A 16,342-nucleotide genomic window follows, 5' to 3' on the forward strand; every position below is an offset into this window, starting at 1 on the left:
CCTGACTAAGGCATGCGCTCGGCGCAATAGAAAGCGCCGGGCACCGGACACCCCGCCTCCTCCCGCAACATCATGTCCCGGCGCTCCCGCAACGCCAACCCGCACGCCGCCAGCAGCCCCTCCACCCAGTCCGGATCGTGCAGATAGCGCCCGCAGGGCTGCAGCCGGTGGCCGCCCGGCAAAGCCCGCGGCGCGCGCTCTATGCTGAACAGCAGCAAGCCGCCCGGTTTGAGCGCACGCGCCATCCAGCTCAGGGCCGGCTCCAGATCGCCAAAATAGCTGAGCGTGTCCAGGCAGCAGATCAGATCGACCGGCAATGGAGCCGTCGCCAGGAATTCGATGATGTCGCCCTGGGTCAAGACGTCGTACACGCCCTTGTCCGCGGCGCGCGCCAGCATTTCGCCGCTGAGATCCACCCCCAGCAAGCGACGCGCATACGGCCGCAAGACCCCGCCGGCCAGGCCGGTGCCGCAGCCCAGATCCAGCGCGTCCAGAGCGGCCGGCGGCGGCGCCAATCGTTCCAGACATTGCGCCAGCCACTGCGGCCCCTGGTAATGCAGGTTGGTCAGGGTGGCGTCAAACGCCTCGGCGTTGGCGTCGAAAGTCCGCCGGATGAATTCCGGGCTGCACTGCGGCGGCGGCTCCGCGCCGCCGCAGGCGGCCAACAGATGCAAGGCCACCGGATCGTCCGGCGCTTGCGCCAGCCAGTCATGCAACAAGGCCAGGGCCGCGTCGCGCTGATCCAGCTCACAATGCGCCTCGATGCGCGCGATCGGCCCATGCGCGGCCGGCTGGGCCACAATGCCCAACGCATTGTGGCGCCGCGCCTCGGCATGGCGCTCCTGTCGCAAACACAGGCCGGCCAGCAGGAAGTGCGCGTCGGCGCAGCCGGCGTCCGCGCTCAGCGCTTGCCGGCACGCCTGTTCCGCGGCGGCGAAATCGCCGTCCTGCTCGCAGGCGGCGGCCAGATTGGTCCAATACATGGGCTGGCCGCCGTCCAGCTCCGCGGCCGCGGCGAAAGCTCGCCGCGCGTCGCCCGAACGGCCCTGCCGCGCCTGCGCCATGCCCAGGCTGAAATGCCAGTCCGCATGGCACGCCTCCGCGGCGATCGCCTCGCTCAGCCAGACTTCGGCCTCGGCCGGGCGCTGCGTCTGCAGCAAGAGGAAAGCCAGAAAGGATTTGGCCGCGGCGCACGCGGGCCAATCGCGCAGGCAGGCGCGATAAGCCCGCTCCGCCTCGGCCCAGTCGCCGTCCAGATGGCTGCGCTGCGCCGCGCGCAGGCGGGCGCTCAGCGCTTCGGCGGACATGGCGCGGCGCCTTGCCGGCCCGGCCGGCTAGAGTCGTCAATGGGAAATGGGAAAAATCGAAACACGGCGGACGCCGTGCAAGAGTAGCGGGCGCCGCTAACGGCGCCCGGCATCCAACATGCGGGAATCGGCATGGCAAGCCCTCCGGGGGCAAGCGGCGGATGGAAACGGACAGGCGGCCGTTCCAACCGGCCGCCTGCGCCTTAGAGTCTGTTTGCGATCTGCTGCGCTGCGCGCGATACGACGTTGAAAACGCCTTGTCTCGCTGGCTCGCGAGATCGTACACGCGCTCTTTAGGACGGGTCCTTGTCGTCCTCGCCCTGCTTGTAAGCCGGGAAGGCGAAACCGCCGAACAGTTGCTTGGTCTGTTCCTGCATCCGGTTCTGCATGTCCAGGAACATGCTGGTGCTCTGTTCCATGTAGTTGGCCATCATGTTCTGCACCGCCGGCCCCTGAAATTTCATGAACTCGCCCCACAGATTGGCGTTCAACATGGTGTTGTCGCCGTAAATCGCGCGGGTTTGTTCCTGCATTTTCTGCTGCAGCTGGGCGAACAGTTGCAGATTGTTCTCCAGGAAGGGCCCCATCATGCCCTGCATGGCCTGGCCGTAGGAGCGGATAAACTGGGTCAGCACCTCGTAGCTGAACATCGGCATGCCGCCGTTCTCCTCCTCCAGGATGATCTGCAACAGCACACTGCGGGTGATGTCCTCTTGGCTCTTGGCGTCGACGACTTGAATGTCCACATTATCAAGCACCAATTGCTTCACATCCCCCAAGGTGATGTAGGAACTGGTGGCGGTATCGTACAGCCGGCGGTTCGGGTACTTTTTGATGACCCGCTTTTCAACACTCATGTAACGCTCCCGGTTTATTTTGGTACGGTGTGCCGTGTGCCGGCAATTTATCATAAATACAACACGCTAGAGTAAATCTTCAGTCAGTGCTCCCAATTTTGCTGCAATGCATGATACATTTACTCGTCATTGTGCAGTGCAAAATTTTTGATTCAGACTATCTCCTTTTAAGGTCTCACCCCACAGCGGAGGAATACATTATGTCCATCAGCAATGAGCAACTGAACAAGCTGTCCCTGAACGGTCTGGAAACCATTTTCCGCTTTTCGCAAATCACTCTGGATAGCGCCGAGCGCCTGGTCAAGCTGAACCTGGAAATCTCCAAGCAGTCGCTGGAAGAAAACGTCAAAATCGCCAAGCAGCTGAGCGGCGTGACCGACCCGCAAGAAGCGGTTAGCCACCTGAACAAGCTGGCCACCCAGAACATCGATACCGCTCTGGCCAATTCCCGCAATCTGTACGACATCGTCTCCTCCGCTCAAAGCGAACTGACCAAGCTGGCCGAAGAAAACCTGGGCAGCTTCAACAAGTCGCTGATCGGCGCGATCGAATCCGCAGCCAAAAACGCTCCGGCCGGCTCCGACGCCGCGCTGAACGCGGTGAAAAGCTCGGTAGCCGCCGCCGCCGCCGCGGTCAACACCTTCAGCAAAGCCGCCCAGCAAGTGGTGGAGTTCACCGACAGCAGCGTCAAGGCCGCCACCAGCGCCACCGCCGACGCGGTGAAGACCGCCAGCAAGCGCGCGCCCACCGCTTAAGTCCAGTTTCAGGCTAAAGCGCAACCCCGTCCAGCCGACGGGGTTTTTCTTTGCCTTGCGCCTGAGGATGGCATGTGAGCGGCGACAGGTTTACAATCTCCGCCTTAAGCACGTTTCAGGAAACCAATAGGTTCAGCGCATGAAAATCAGCAGCAATTTTGACGCCGGCAGCATCGAGATCGTCTCCGCCGACAACTACGAAGACATCCAACTGCGCATCCGCCGCGACAATGCGGCCGATTTCGCCCAGTGGTTCTACTTCCGCGTGCAAGGCGCCGCTTATCAGCACTGCACCTTCAATTTCCTGAACGCCGGCGAAAGCGCCTATCCGGACGGCTGGGTCGACTACCAGGCGGTGGCCTCCTACGACCGCATCAACTGGTTCCGCGTGCCCACCCACTACGAAAACGGCGTGATGACGATAGATCACGTGCCGCTGTCCGGCAGCATCTACTACGCCTATTTCGAACCCTATTCCTACGACCAGCATCTGAACCTGATCGGTCAGGCGCAGGGCTCCGGCCTGTGCCAGGTCAGCGACCTGGGCTTTACCGTGCAGCAGCGCGACATCAATCTGCTGACCATAGGCCACGAGGTGGAATCGGATCTCAAGATCTGGATCATCGCCCGTCAGCATCCGGGCGAAACCATGGCCGAATGGTTCATCGAAGGCCTGCTCAACCGCCTGCTGGACCCGCAGGACCCCACCAGCCGCGCGCTGCTGGACCGCGCTACTTTCTACGTGGTGCCCAATATGAACCCGGACGGCTCGGTGCTGGGCAATCTGCGCACCAACGCCGCCGGCGCCAACCTGAACCGCGAATGGGCGGCCCCCAGCGCGGAGACCAGCCCGGAAGTGCTGGCGGTGCGCAACAAGATGCAGGAAATCGGCGTGGACCTGTTCCTGGACATCCACGGCGACGAGAACATTCCCTATGTGTTCCTGGCCGGCACCGAAGGCGTGCCGTCGTGGAACGAGCGCCTGGAAACCCTGGCCGATCAGTTCCGCCACCACCTGCTGCTGGCCAGCCCGGACTACCAGACCGAACACGGCTACCCGCGCAACGCGCCGGGCAAGGCCAATATGACCATCGCCACCAACTGGGTATGCGAACACTTCGGCTGTCTCGCCTTCACGCTGGAGATGCCGTTCAAGGACAACGCCAATCTGCCGGACGACGACTTCGGCTGGAGCGGCCAGCGCAGCCTGCGCCTGGGCGAGGCGGCCTTGTCGCCCATCTATGCGATTGCGCAGAACCTGCGCGCCTGAGAACCACCAGGCCGAAACCAAAAAAGCCACGGAGAACCGTGGCTTTTTTCATGCCCGCCGTCGCTCAAACGTGGTCGAGCAATTGCAGCGGATGATCGATGGCGATGTCGGCGCCCCACTCCGCCGGCCGGTCGCTGTCGGCGATGTAACCCCAATTGGCCAACACCGTCTTCATGCCCACGCTGCGGCCGGCGGCGATGTCGCGCTCAGCGTCGCCCACGTACAGGCAATGCTCGGGCGCGATGCCTATCCGCTCGGCGGCGAAGCGCATCGGCCGCGGGTCCGGTTTGGGCACGCCCACCGTGTCGCCGCTGACCGTCACCGCCGGCGCCGCGATGAAAGGCAGCGAAGGCACCAGACGGTCGGTGAAGCGCATCGGCTTATTGGTGATGATGCCCCACAGCAAGCCCTTGTCCATCAAGCCCTGGATCAGGCCGTTGACGCCGTCGAACAGGACGGTCTCGTCGGCGAAGCTGTGCTCGTAGTGATCCAGAAAGCGCAAGCGATATTCCTCGAAACGCGGGTGCTCGCGGTCGATGCCGAAGCCCAGGCTGACCAGCCCGCGCGCGCCGTGGCTGGCGATGGGACGCACCGCCGCGTACGGCTGCGGCGGCAGCCCCTCCTCGGCCAGCAGGCGGTTGAGCGCGGCGCCCAGATCGCGCGCGGTGTCGGCCAAGGTGCCGTCCAGATCGAATAGAACTGCCTTGATCATGATTCGCTTCAAAGAAGGAGCGCGGCGTCAGGCTGCCGACCACGAGCAGCCCGCCGGCCCGGTTCAACGTATGGTCTTGCCCAGGAACAGCTTGTAAGCCGGGTTCTGGGTTTCCTCGACATAGGGATAGCCCAGATTGTCGAGGAAGCGCTGGAACTCCGCGTCGTCGCTGGCCGGCACCTGTATGCCCACCAGCACGCGGCCGTAATCGGCGCCGTGATTGCGATAATGGAACAGGCTGATGTTCCAGTCCACGCTCATCGCCTCCAGGAAACGCATCAGCGCGCCCGGACGGTCCGGAAACTCGAAGCGCAGCACTCGCTCGTCCTTGAGCTGCGGCGCGTGACCGCCCACCAGATGGCGGATGTGCAGCTTGGCCAATTCGTTGTCGGTCAGATCGATGCTGTCCAGCTCATGCGCGTTCAGGCTGGAGAGTATGTTCTCCAGGTCCTGTTTGCCGCTGATCTGCACGCCGACGAAGACATGGGCGGTGCCGGGATCGGCGAAGCGGTAATTGAACTCGGTGATGTTGCGGCCGCCTATCACGGTACAGAAGCGCTTGAAGCTGCCCGGCTTTTCCGGAATGGTCACCGCGATGACGGCCTCGCGCCGCTCGCCCAGTTCGGAACGCTCGGACACATGGCGCAGGCGGTCGAAATTCATATTGGCGCCGCAGGAAATCGCCACCAGGGTCTGGTCCACGCAGCCTTCGCGCTCCACGTAAGCCTTGGCGCCGGCCACCGCCAAGGCGCCCGCCGGCTCCACGATGGAGCGGGTGTCTTCGAAGATGTCCTTGATCGCCGCGCAGATGGCGTCGGTGTCCACCAGGATGATCTCGTCCAGCAGCTCGCGGCAAATGCGGAAAGTCTCCTCCCCCACCAGCTTGACCGCCACCCCGTCGGCGAACAGGCCCACGTCCTTCAACTCCACGCGCTCGCCCTTGGCGATGGATTGGCGCATGGCGTCGGAATCCACCGGCTGCACGCCTATCACCTTGATCTCCGGCTTCAGCCGCTTGATGAAGCTGGAGATGCCGGCGGCCAGGCCGCCGCCGCCGATGGCGACGAAGACGGCGTTCAAGCCGTCCGGGTGCTGGCGCAGAATCTCCATGCCTATGGTGCCCTGGCCGGCGATCACGTCCGGGTCGTCGAACGGCGGAATATAAGTCATGCCGTTTTGCGCGGCCAATTCAGTTGCGTGGTGGAAGGCTTCGTTGAAGGAATCGCCATGCAGCACCACCTGGCCGCCGTATTGCTTGACCGCGTCTATCTTGATCTGCGGCGTGGTCACCGGCATCACGATGGTGGCCGCGCAGCCCAGCCGGCTGGCGGACAAGGCCACGCCCTGCGCGTGGTTGCCGGCGCTGGCGGTGATCACGCCGCGCGCGCGCTGTTCCGCGCTGAGCTTGGCCATCTTGTTGTAAGCGCCGCGCAGCTTGAAGGAGAACACCGGCTGCAGATCCTCGCGCTTGAGCAGAATCGTGTTGCGATAGCGGCGCGACAGATTGGGCGCCAGCTCCAGCGGCGTTTCGATGGCGACGTCGTAAACCCGCGACGTCAGGATGCGTTCCAGATAGTCTTGCTTCTCTTGCATGGCAAAGCCTTTGTCCCGATCATTATTTTGCTTGAACTGCCAGAGTAGCAGGAACTCCAAGCAGACGGGAAGCCTTGATAATATTGGATTGTTGCATTGCGGTATCGCAACGGCTCCGCCCGCCCCGCCCGCAGAAAATCCCCACTTCGCGGCAACCGGACGGCAATCCGCGTGTATAATCAACGGCTACTATTTGGACCTCAACCCCCAGCGTTGCCCATAGGAACAATGAAAACATTCACCAGCATTCTCACGGCAGCGGCGATCGCGCTGCCGTCCGTCTCTTTCGCCTCCGCCGCCTTTCTGCCGCCTGCGCCCGAAATCGCCGGCAAGGCTTATTACCTGACCGACTTCAACAGCGGGCAAGTGCTGGCCGAGCGCGACCCGGACTCCCGCGTGGAGCCGGCCTCGCTGACCAAGCTGATGACCGCCTACCTCACCTTCAAGGCGCTGAAGGAAAAACGGCTGACTCTGGAACAGACGCTGACGGTGTCGCAAAAAGGCTGGAAAACCGAAGGCTCGCGCATGTTCCTGGATCCCAAGGTGCCGGCCAAGGTCGACGACCTGATCAAGGGCATGATCGTGCAATCCGGCAACGACGCCTGCGTGACGCTGGCTGAAGCCATCGCCGGCAGCGAGGAAGTCTTCGCCCAGGTGATGACCCAGCAGGCGCAGAAACTGGGCATGAAGAACACCCAGTTCCGCAACGCCACCGGCCTGCCCAATCCCGAGCATTACACCACCGTGCACGATCTGGGCATCCTGGCCGGCGCGCTGATCCGCGACTTCCCGGAGTTCTACCCGATCTACTCGATCAAGTCCTTCACCTACAACAACATCAAGCAGCCCAACCGCAACCTGCTGCTCTACCGCGACCCCAACGTCGACGGCATGAAGACCGGCTACACCGACAGCGCCGGCTACAATATGATCACCACCAGCCACCGCGACGGCCGTCGCGTGATTTCGGTGGTGGTGGGCACCGCCAGCCCTGAGGCGCGCGCGGTGGAAAGCTCCAAGCTGCTCAACTACGGCTTGCAGTTTTACGATACGCCCAAACTGTATAGCGGCGCCAAGCCGGTGTCCGAGCTGCCCATCTACAAGGGCGCGGCCAAAACCGTGTCCGTCGGCTTCGCCAGCGACGTCTACGCCACCGTGGCCAAGGGCCAGGCCGCCAAGCTCAAGGCCGATCTGACCACCATGCAGCCCTTGATCGCCCCGGTCAAAGCCGGCCAGGTGGTGGGCAAGCTGGTGGTGTCGCTGGACGGCAAGCCGCTGTTCGAGCGCCCGGTGGTGGCCTTGAAGGCGGTGGAAGAAGGCGGCTTCTTCAGCCGGCTGTGGGACAGCATCAAGCTGATGCTGGGCTGGAAATAAACGGCGTTTGCCGTTAATCGCTGCGCCGGGCATCGCCCGGACGCCGCGGCTGTATTATGATGTGACGTTTTAGTAATAAAGACGACCGTAAAATGTATTGGCGCGGGCGGCCCGGTTTGCAGTACAACTGGCTGCTGCGCCTTTGCCCGTTTCGGGTTCGGCGTCTTTAGAACCTGTTTACGATCTGCTGCGCTTCGGCGATACCGCGTTGAAAACCGCTTCGAAATGCTCATGTACCGTGTGTACACTCCGCTTTCTCAACTGTTTTCGCCTTGTCTCGCTCTATGCTCGCGCAATCGTAAACACGTTCTTAGCGGATTTGATTGAATATGTCTGAAAAACAGGAACTCATGGAATTCCCCTGTCGCTTCCCCATCAAGGTGATGGGCGAGCGTCACGAGGATTTCGTCCTCACCATCACCGAGGTCGTCCGCGTCAACGCGCCCGACCTGGCCGACCACGACGTGACGCTGCGCGAAAGCGCCAACGGCCGCTTTTACGCGCTGACCGTCACCGTCACCGCCACCTCGCGTCAACAGCTGGACAATATCTATCTGTCGCTGACCGGCCATCCGATGGTGAAAATGGTGCTTTAAGCGCCTGGAGATTGCCGTGTCGCGCATCGTCAAACATCTGGGCCGGGTGGATTACGAACCAACCTGGCGCGCCATGCAGGCGTTCACCGACGCCCGCAACGTCGATACCCCCGATGAACTGTGGGTGGTCGAACATCCGCCCGTCTACACCCAGGGCCTGGCCGGCAAGCCGGAGCACCTGCTGCACGCCACCGCCATTCCGGTGGTGAAAACCGACCGCGGCGGCCAGATCACCTATCACGGGCCGGGCCAGTTGGTGGTTTATCTGCTGGTGGATTTCAAGCGCATGGGCATAGGCGTGCGCGAGCTGGTGCGCCGCATCGAACAGGCGGTGATAGACACGCTGGCGGAACTGGGCATACACGGCAACGGCGATGTGGACGCGCCCGGCGTTTACGTGGCCGGCGCCAAGATCGCCTCGCTGGGCCTGCGCATCAAGAACCACGCGGTCTACCATGGCCTCAGCTTCAATGTGGACATGGACCTGGCGCCTTTCGATTCCATCAATCCTTGCGGTTACGCCAACCTCAAGGTGACCGACCTGAAACAACTGGGAGTGGAGCTGAGCCTTGCCGCCGCCGCCGATACGCTGCTGCCGCATCTGGAGCGCCTCCTGAACAGCACCAAGGAACTGACATGAAGCCGGAAAACCAGGCTGGGGTCAAACACAAGGGCGCGGCCAAAACCGCCCGCATCCCCATCAAGATCGTCCCGCTGGACGAAAAACTGAAAAAACCGGAATGGATCCGCGCCAAGCTGCCCAACGGCCAGCGCTTCCACGAGATCAAGCAGATTCTGCGCGAACAAAAGCTGCACACGGTGTGCGAGGAAGCCACCTGCCCGAACATCGGCGAATGTTTCAGCAAAGGCACCGCCACCTTCATGATCATGGGCGATATCTGCACCCGTCGCTGCCCGTTCTGCGACGTGGGCCACGGCCGCCCCAATCCGCTGGATCCGGACGAACCTCGCCACCTGGCGGAGAGCGTGGCCGCGATGAAGCTGAAGTACGTGGTGGTGACCTCGGTGGACCGTGACGATCTGCGCGACGGCGGCGCCCAGCACTTCGCCGACTGCATCAACTCGGTGCGTGAAATGTCGCCCAACACCCAGATCGAAACCCTGGTGCCGGACTTCCGCGGCCGCCTGGACGTGGCCGTCGACATCCTGAGCCAGACCCCGCCGGACGTGATGAACCACAATCTGGAAACCGTGCCGCGGCTGTACAAGCAGGCGCGTCCGGGTTCGGATTACGCGCACTCGCTGCAATTGCTGAAGGACTACAAGGCCAAGAACCCCGACGTCCGCACCAAGTCCGGCCTGATGGTGGGCCTGGGCGAGACTGACGAAGAGATCCTGGAAGTGATGCGCGATCTGCGCGCCCACAATGTGGACATGCTGACCATAGGCCAGTATCTGCAGCCGTCCGACGGCCACCTGCCGGTACTGCGCTATGTGCACCCGGACGTATTCAAGATGTTCGAGAAAAAAGCCTATGAAATGGGCTTCGTCCATGCCGCCGTGGGCGCGATGGTGCGCTCCAGCTACCACGCCGACGTGCAGGCGCACGAGGCCGGCGTATAAGCCATTCACATGCCAGATCGAAGGGAGCCTAAGGGCTCCCTTTTTCATTGCCCATGCCTTTGGTACAGGCATGCGGCGGCGGCGGATCGTCTATACAAGGACATGCGCCCGCCATAGCGTCCGCGCACGTTTCATCCCGCAAACCGCGCGGTCGCGCCAGCGCCCGCCTGCCGATGGAGCCGCGCCATGTCCGACAGTCCCTTCTTCCGCCTGCTGCCTTTGCTGCCGCTGCTGCTGGCCGCCTGCGCCAACGCCCCTGACACGCCATTCGCCGATTTCGACAACGCCGCCCGCAGCGTCACGCAAAGCTCCGCCGGCACCTTTGCGCGCATCCAGCAGAATGCGCGGCTCAACGCGGTGCTCACCGCGCCCAACGCGCCGCTGCGCGCGGACACTTTCCGCCCGCAAGCCGGCAACGGCGCCAGCTACGATCTTGCCCCCGCGCTGGCGCAGTTGCAGGCGACGCTGGACGCGCTGGAAAAATACGCCCGAACTCTGCGCAGCCTGGCTGGAGACCGGGAGGCCGAGGCCCGGGTCGACGCCGCCGCCCAGGACTTGGCCGACAGCGTTCAGGATCTCAAACTGCGCGGCGGCGACGAGGCCGCCGCCAAGATTCTGGCCACCGCGGCCGATGCGCTGGGCCGCCAGCTCACCACCGCGCAACGCAAGAACGCGCTGCGCGACACCATGGCCACCGCCCAGCCCGGACTGGACCGGCTGGCCGTCAGCAGCCACCGCGTCTTGAGCGCGCTGCCCGGCTATCTGAGCGTGCTCAGGGACAGCCTGCTGCGTCACGCCAATTTCAGCCGACCGCCCTACGGCAGCTGGGAGCGCTACCAATTCGACCTCGCCATCTCCGACCGGCTGCGCGAATTCGAGCAGATCGAGGCCGCGCTGCAAGCCAGCGACAAGGCGATTCAGGGTTTTCCCGACACCAACCGCCAGTTGCTGCAAAGCCTGGACGCACCCCAGTCCAAGCTGCAAGCGCTGCGCGACTTCGCCGCCGAAGCCAGGCGGCTGCGCAATTTTTATCGCGACCTGCCCGCCAAATAAAGGAGGCAGCATATGGACAGCCACCGAGTCACCGAGCTTGTCAGCGGCCTGGCATCCCGCATCAACAATCTGGCCGTCGCCAGCCTGGGCGCGGACAGCCGCGCCTTGCTGGCGCAACAGGATGAATTGGCCAACCAGACCCTGGCGCTGATCGCGCGGGATCTGAACGCCGACACCGACGACTTCCGCAACGCGATCGCCGCGCTGCAAGCGGCGACCGAGGCGGCCGATCACGCCGGGCGGCAGCTGCAACGCGTGGGCGACGCCATCAAGCTGACCGCCAAAGCCATCGGCGCGGTGGCCAAGCTGCTAGCCTGAACGGCCGACGACCGGCGGCTACCCCCGTGCCGGGCGCGGCCGCGCGCGTCCGTCCGCCAGGCTGAACGCCAGCATCAGGCCGGCGCTGGTCAGCAAGCTGAAATAAATCGGCGTATTGGCGTCCAGACCGTCCCGCAGCATGAAAAACACCGCCGCGCCCAAACCGCCCAGCATGGCGCTCACCGCGCCGGCGGTCGTCGCCCGCGGCCAGCAGATCGCCGCCAACAACGGCACCAGCATGCTGCCCACCAGCAGGTTGTAGGCCAGGGTCAGCGCCTGGATCACGTCATTCACCCGCATCGCCAGCAGCAGGACCAAGACCCCGGCCAGCAAGGTGGCCGCCCGGTTGCGGCGTAAACCGGCGCGCCCTCCCGGCAACAAGTCCTCCGTCAAGGTGGTCGACGCGGCCAGCAAGGCGGCGCTGGCGGTGGACATCATCGCCGCCAGCGCCGCCGCGATCACCAAGCCGCGCACGCCGTCCGGCAACACCCCTTTGACGACGGCGGCGAAAGCGTTGTTAGGGTTCTCCAGCTCCGGCAGCAATACCCGCGCCGCCATGCCGATCAGCGCGCAGACCAAACCGTACAACAGGCAATACAGGCCGGCGGCGCTGCCGGCATAGCGCGCCACCTTGTCGTCGCGCGCGGTGAACACCCGCTGCCATACGTCCTGACCGATAAGGATGCCGAAGAAATAGATCAGGAAATACGTCAGCACCGTGCCCCAGCCCAGGCCCTCGAAGCTGAACGCGGACGCCGGCAGCCGGACGGCCAGCTGCTCCCAACCGCCCACCCGCCACAGACAGATGGGCAGCAGCACCAGCATCAGGCCAACCGTCTTGATGACGAATTGCACGATGTCGGTCAAAGTCAGCGACCACATGCCGCCTATCGCCGAGTAAATCACCACCACGCCGCCGCCGATGACGACGGCCAGCCAAAACGGCAGCTCGAACAGCACTTGCATCACCGTGCCTATCGCCAACACCGAAGTCACGCAGATCATCAGCGCGTACGACAACATCACCAGCGCGCTGGCCTTGCGCGCCAGCGGATGATAGCGGCGCTCCAGCACCTGGGTGACCGTGAAAACCCGCAAACGCAGCAACGGCTTGGCCAGAAACAGATTGAGCACCACGATGCCGCTGCCCAGCGCCGCGCACAACCAAAAGCCGGAAATGCCGTAAACATAGCCCAGCCGGACCGTGCCCACGGTGGAGGCGCCGCCCAGCACCGTCGCCGCCATGGTGCCCATATACATCATCGGCCCCAGATTGCGCCCCGCCACCAGGTACTGCTCCCGGTCGCTGGCCCGCCGCATGCCCAGCCAACCCAGCCACAACATGGCGCCGATATAGGCGGCCACCGTCAATAGATCCAGACTCATCTCGTTCTCCTCTTGTTCTCGGGACCGCGGCGCATTCTCCGGCGCTCGCGGGCATGGAATCAGCGCGGCTTAGCGCGCCGGCACGGGCAAAACGCACAGCATTTCGAACAGCAGATTGGCGCCCAGCAAAGCGGTGTTGCCGCTGGCGTCATACGGCGGCGACACCTCGACCAGATCGCCGCCCACCAGATCCAGGCCCCGGCAGCCGCGCACGATTTCCAAGGCCTGCGCCGAACTCAGGCCGCCCACTTCCGGCGTGCCGGTGCCGGGCGCGAACGCCGGGTCGATGCCGTCGATATCGAAACTCAGATACGCCGGCGCCGCTCCCAGCTGCGCGCGCACCTCGGCCATCAACGGCACCAGCGAGCGATGCCAGCATTGCTCCGCCGTCTCCACCCGAAAACCGCGCTGGCGTGACCAGTCGAAATCCGCCGCCCCGTAGCCGCTGCCGCGCAGACCAATCTGGACCACCCGCCCCTCGGCCAGCAGCCCCTCCTCCCAGGCGCGGCGGAAGGTGGTGCCGTGCGCGATCTTCTCGCCGAACATCTCGTCGTTGACGTCGGCATGAGCGTCCACGTGCACCAAGCCCAGCGGGCCATGCTTGCGCGCCAGCGCGCGCAGCGCCGGCAAGGTGACGGTGTGGTCTCCGCCCATGCCCAGCAAACGCACCGGGTGCCGCAGCGCCAGATCATAGGCGGCCTCGATCCGCGCCACGCTGTCCGCCAGGTTATAGGGATTGGTGGCGACATCGCCGAGGTCCGCCACTTGCAGCCGTTCGAACGGCGCCGCGCCGCTGCCCAGGTTGTAGGGGCGCAGCAGCGCCGACTGGCTGCGGATTTCACGCGGGCCAAAGCGGGTGCCGCTGCGGTTTGAGGTGCCGATATCCAGCGGCAGGCCGATGAAGGCGGCGTCCAGACCGGCGGCGCTGTCGCGCAGAGGCAGGCGCATCATGCTGGCGACGCCGCCGAAACGCGGCATCACATTGCCGCTCAGCGGTTGGTTGAGCAAAGGGGCGGACATAAGACCTCCTGCGTCTTGATGGATGGGATCACGCAGTCTATGCGGCCGCCTCTCCGGCTAACATCACCAAACGCCACGGTTTACATGGATGAAAATGAATGTATTAATCAGCGGGTGCCCACTCATTGCGCCGCCGGCGCGGAGGCCCATGCTCAATACCTTAAGCAATATGGATTTGCGGCTGATCCGCGTGTTTCAGGCCGTGGTCGAGGCTGGCGGCGTCTCCGCCGCGCAGGGCACGCTGAACATCAGCCAGTCCACCATCAGCAATCAGCTGGCGGCGCTGGAAACCCGGCTGGGCTATAGGCTATGCGAGCGCGGCCGCGGCGGCTTCGCGCTGACCGCCAAGGGCGAGCGCCTGCTGGCCGCCAGCCGGCAGTTGTCCGAATCGATGGAATTGTTCTGTCGGGAAGCCCGCCAGCTGGACCGGCAGTTGGTCGGGCAATTGCGCATCGGCGTGATCGGCCACACCGCTCTGGGCGCCAATGCGCGGCTGTCGGCGGCGATCCGGCGCTTTCGCACGCGGCCGCAAGCGGTGGAGTTGATTCTGTCCATGTTGCCGCCGGGCGGCCTGGAGGAAGCGCTGCTGTCGAGCGGGATTCATCTGGGCATCGGCTATTGCTGGCATCGCGCGCCCCAACTGGAGTACCGGCCGCTGTTCGTCGAACGGCAGCTGGCCTACTGCGGCCGCGACCATCCGCTGTTCCCGCAGGCCGGCGCGCTTGGCCCCGCCGAGCTGGCCGCCCATGACTGGGCCTGGCGCAGCTATCCGCTGCCGGATACCGGGCTGCCGGTGGCGGATTGGCGCATCAGCGCCCGCGCCGACAATATGGAGGCGATCGCCGCCCTGATTCTGTCCGGCCATCATCTGGGCTTTTTGCCGGAACACTATGCCACGCCGCTGGCGGAGCGGGACTTGCTGCGAGCGCTGGACCCGGCGCGCTGGCGCTATCTGGCCGAATTCCAACTGGTCACCCGCAAACGCGGCCATCCCAATCCGACGCTGCAGGCCTTCGTCGCCGACCTCGTCGCCGCCCACGGCGAGCCGCTTGCCGAGCGCCGGACATGAAAAATGCCGCCCCTGTTGCCAGGGGCGGCATTCCAAACTGTTCGCAGCTTTACGTCTAGCCCGTAACGCTTAGAACTTGTGTACGACGTTCAGACCGAAGGCCTTGATCTTGTCGGTGTTAACACCGTTGCTGACCATAGCCTTGGCGTTGCCGTCCATCTTGATTTCGCCGTACTGAGCGCCAACCACGGTGCGCTTGGACAGGCTGTAATCAACGCCCAGCAGGTACTGTTTGTAGCCGCTATCGTTTTGCTTCACGCCGTCAATCTTCACGTCTTTGGACTGAGCGTAGGTGAACTTGGGCATGAAGGCGCCGATCTGGTAGCCGGCGGTCAGCGCGTATTCTTGCGATTCGTACTTGCGACCATCGGTAGCAGCCTCGGAATTGGACAGGAAGTAACCCGGGGTAACAGTAGCGTCGCCCTTGTCGTTACGGTAGCCCAGCGCCACGAAGATGTTGTTGGCGTTGTAGCCGGCTTCGATGCGGTGCTTGTTGTTGGCCTTGCTGCTAGCGTTCAGACCAACGGTAACCGGGCTTTCGTGGATGTACTGGTACTTGCCGAAGAAGCCGCTGTTCTCGTAGGACAGACCCAGGTTGTAGGTCTCGCGGTCTTTGTTAGCAGCAGCGTTGCTCTTGTCTTCCTTGGTGCCGTACAGGAAGGCGGCTTGGAAGCCGGCGAATTCCGGGGTGTCGAAACGCACGGCGTTCTTAACATAGCCGTCGCCGCGGGTGAAGGCGTTCAGTTGCAGCGCGTTGCTGCTGCTTTCCCACGGGTTAACTTGAGCCATGTCGGACTCGCCGTAGTTGGCCAGGTGACCCAGACGGAAAGTACCGAAGTTGGAGGACAGACCCACGAAGGATTCGCGGCTGCCGAAGGTGCCGCTGCTTTCGCCGGTGCGGCTCTGGCCGTCGATGCCGAAGCCGGTTTCAACTTGCCAGATGGCTTTCAGGCCATTGCCCAGATCTTCATTGCCTTTGAAACCGATACGGGAACCCAGGTCGTCGATATTGGTTTGCTTGTTGGAGGCGTTATCAACGTACTCAACACCACCTTTGATGGTACCGAACACGGTTACGTCGGCGAAAGCGGCTGCCGGCAGAGTGGCAACCATCAGAGCGATCAGACTTTTTTTCATGATGTGGCTATCCTTCTTGTTTACTTAGGAAGTGAGCGAATACTAGTTGCTGTGTTTCACATTTGCAACTAGCCATGCAAACTTGTGGTCATTAAACAACAGTAGTGTCAAAAAAACAACATCAGACTTCAGGCAATCAGACTGAAACACTCAGGCGAAGTTTCACTCTCAACTTGTTAAAATTCATTAACCACAAGCATTTGAGCAAAAAAATGCCCGCACGCGGCGGGCTGAAGATTGGATAGACTTGACTCGAATTCAAAGAAGCGAAAAAGAATCTGTATCAGTGAATTCTGACACTGATTGTAATC

General features: G+C 63.2%; 16 protein-coding genes. 9 read left to right on the forward strand and 7 right to left on the reverse strand.

Going from position 1 to position 16,342, the window contains the following annotated elements:
- Nucleotides 1-5: 5 nt before the first annotated feature.
- Nucleotides 6-1,307 (reverse strand): tetratricopeptide repeat protein, encoded by a 1,302-nt coding sequence (locus tag JC616_RS16475; RefSeq protein WP_227104298.1) that lies wholly within the window; start codon nucleotides 1,305-1,307, stop codon nucleotides 6-8.
- Between the two features lie 293 nt (nucleotides 1,308-1,600).
- Complete coding sequence (gene phaR, locus JC616_RS16480) at nucleotides 1,601-2,164, reverse strand: polyhydroxyalkanoate synthesis repressor PhaR (RefSeq protein WP_107798632.1); 564 nt, start codon at nucleotides 2,162-2,164, stop codon at nucleotides 1,601-1,603.
- Nucleotides 2,165-2,364: 200 nt separating this feature from the next.
- On the opposite strand from phaR, the gene JC616_RS16485 reads away from it, so the two are divergent.
- Both JC616_RS16485 and JC616_RS16490 read left to right on the forward strand, forming a co-directional pair.
- Nucleotides 2,365-2,919, forward strand: coding sequence for a phasin family protein (locus tag JC616_RS16485; RefSeq protein ID WP_019101299.1), 555 nt, complete (start codon nucleotides 2,365-2,367; stop codon nucleotides 2,917-2,919).
- Between the two features lie 139 nt (nucleotides 2,920-3,058).
- On the forward strand, nucleotides 3,059-4,189 hold the full coding sequence (locus tag JC616_RS16490) for a M14 family metallopeptidase (RefSeq protein ID WP_227104300.1): 1,131 nt from the start codon (nucleotides 3,059-3,061) through the stop codon (nucleotides 4,187-4,189).
- Nucleotides 4,190-4,253: 64 nt separating this feature from the next.
- On the opposite strand, the gene JC616_RS16495 is transcribed toward JC616_RS16490, so the two are convergent.
- On the reverse strand, nucleotides 4,254-4,901 hold the full coding sequence (locus tag JC616_RS16495) for an HAD family hydrolase (protein ID WP_107798630.1): 648 nt from the start codon (nucleotides 4,899-4,901) through the stop codon (nucleotides 4,254-4,256).
- Between the two features lie 63 nt (nucleotides 4,902-4,964).
- Nucleotides 4,965-6,494: a threonine ammonia-lyase, biosynthetic gene (ilvA, locus tag JC616_RS16500; protein ID WP_227104302.1), complete on the reverse strand. Its 1,530-nt coding sequence runs from the start codon at nucleotides 6,492-6,494 to the stop codon at nucleotides 4,965-4,967.
- Nucleotides 6,495-6,722: 228 nt separating this feature from the next.
- Here ilvA and JC616_RS16505 point away from each other — a divergent pair, with 228 nt between their 5' ends.
- From JC616_RS16505 to JC616_RS16530, 6 genes are all read left to right on the forward strand, one after another.
- A complete protein-coding gene (locus tag JC616_RS16505) occupies nucleotides 6,723-7,868 on the forward strand; it encodes a D-alanyl-D-alanine carboxypeptidase family protein (protein WP_107798629.1) in 1,146 nt (381 codons plus the stop codon).
- A gap of 329 nt (nucleotides 7,869-8,197) precedes the next feature.
- Nucleotides 8,198-8,464 (forward strand): HP0495 family protein, encoded by a 267-nt coding sequence (locus JC616_RS16510; RefSeq protein WP_107798628.1) that lies wholly within the window; start codon nucleotides 8,198-8,200, stop codon nucleotides 8,462-8,464.
- A gap of 16 nt (nucleotides 8,465-8,480) precedes the next feature.
- The gene (lipB, locus tag JC616_RS16515) at nucleotides 8,481-9,104 is read left to right on the forward strand and encodes a lipoyl(octanoyl) transferase LipB (RefSeq protein WP_227104304.1); all 624 of its coding nucleotides are present in this window, start codon (nucleotides 8,481-8,483) and stop codon (nucleotides 9,102-9,104) included.
- On the forward strand, nucleotides 9,101-10,048 hold the full coding sequence (gene lipA / locus JC616_RS16520) for a lipoyl synthase (RefSeq protein ID WP_166452149.1): 948 nt from the start codon (nucleotides 9,101-9,103) through the stop codon (nucleotides 10,046-10,048). The genes lipB and lipA overlap by 4 nt, the downstream gene beginning before the upstream one ends.
- A gap of 186 nt (nucleotides 10,049-10,234) precedes the next feature.
- The gene (locus JC616_RS16525; RefSeq protein WP_227104306.1) at nucleotides 10,235-11,101 is read left to right on the forward strand and encodes a hypothetical protein; all 867 of its coding nucleotides are present in this window, start codon (nucleotides 10,235-10,237) and stop codon (nucleotides 11,099-11,101) included.
- A gap of 12 nt (nucleotides 11,102-11,113) precedes the next feature.
- Nucleotides 11,114-11,419: a hypothetical protein gene (locus tag JC616_RS16530; protein ID WP_227104308.1), complete on the forward strand. Its 306-nt coding sequence runs from the start codon at nucleotides 11,114-11,116 to the stop codon at nucleotides 11,417-11,419.
- Between the two features lie 18 nt (nucleotides 11,420-11,437).
- On the opposite strand, the gene JC616_RS16535 is transcribed toward JC616_RS16530, so the two are convergent.
- Nucleotides 11,438-12,805 (reverse strand): sodium:solute symporter, encoded by a 1,368-nt coding sequence (locus tag JC616_RS16535; RefSeq protein WP_227104310.1) that lies wholly within the window; start codon nucleotides 12,803-12,805, stop codon nucleotides 11,438-11,440.
- 69 nt (nucleotides 12,806-12,874) lie between these two features.
- Complete coding sequence (speB, locus tag JC616_RS16540; protein WP_227104312.1) at nucleotides 12,875-13,825, reverse strand: agmatinase; 951 nt, start codon at nucleotides 13,823-13,825, stop codon at nucleotides 12,875-12,877.
- 148 nt (nucleotides 13,826-13,973) lie between these two features.
- On the opposite strand from speB, the gene JC616_RS16545 reads away from it, so the two are divergent.
- Nucleotides 13,974-14,894, forward strand: coding sequence for a LysR family transcriptional regulator (locus JC616_RS16545; RefSeq protein WP_227104315.1), 921 nt, complete (start codon nucleotides 13,974-13,976; stop codon nucleotides 14,892-14,894).
- Nucleotides 14,895-14,963: 69 nt separating this feature from the next.
- Here the strand turns inward: JC616_RS16545 and JC616_RS16550 are convergent, their stop codons facing one another.
- Nucleotides 14,964-16,031, reverse strand: coding sequence for a porin (locus tag JC616_RS16550; RefSeq protein WP_118266751.1), 1,068 nt, complete (start codon nucleotides 16,029-16,031; stop codon nucleotides 14,964-14,966).
- Nucleotides 16,032-16,342 lie beyond the last annotated feature (311 nt).

It is taken from the genome of Chromobacterium rhizoryzae (assembly GCF_020544465.1).
GTDB lineage: Bacteria > Pseudomonadota > Gammaproteobacteria > Burkholderiales > Chromobacteriaceae > Chromobacterium.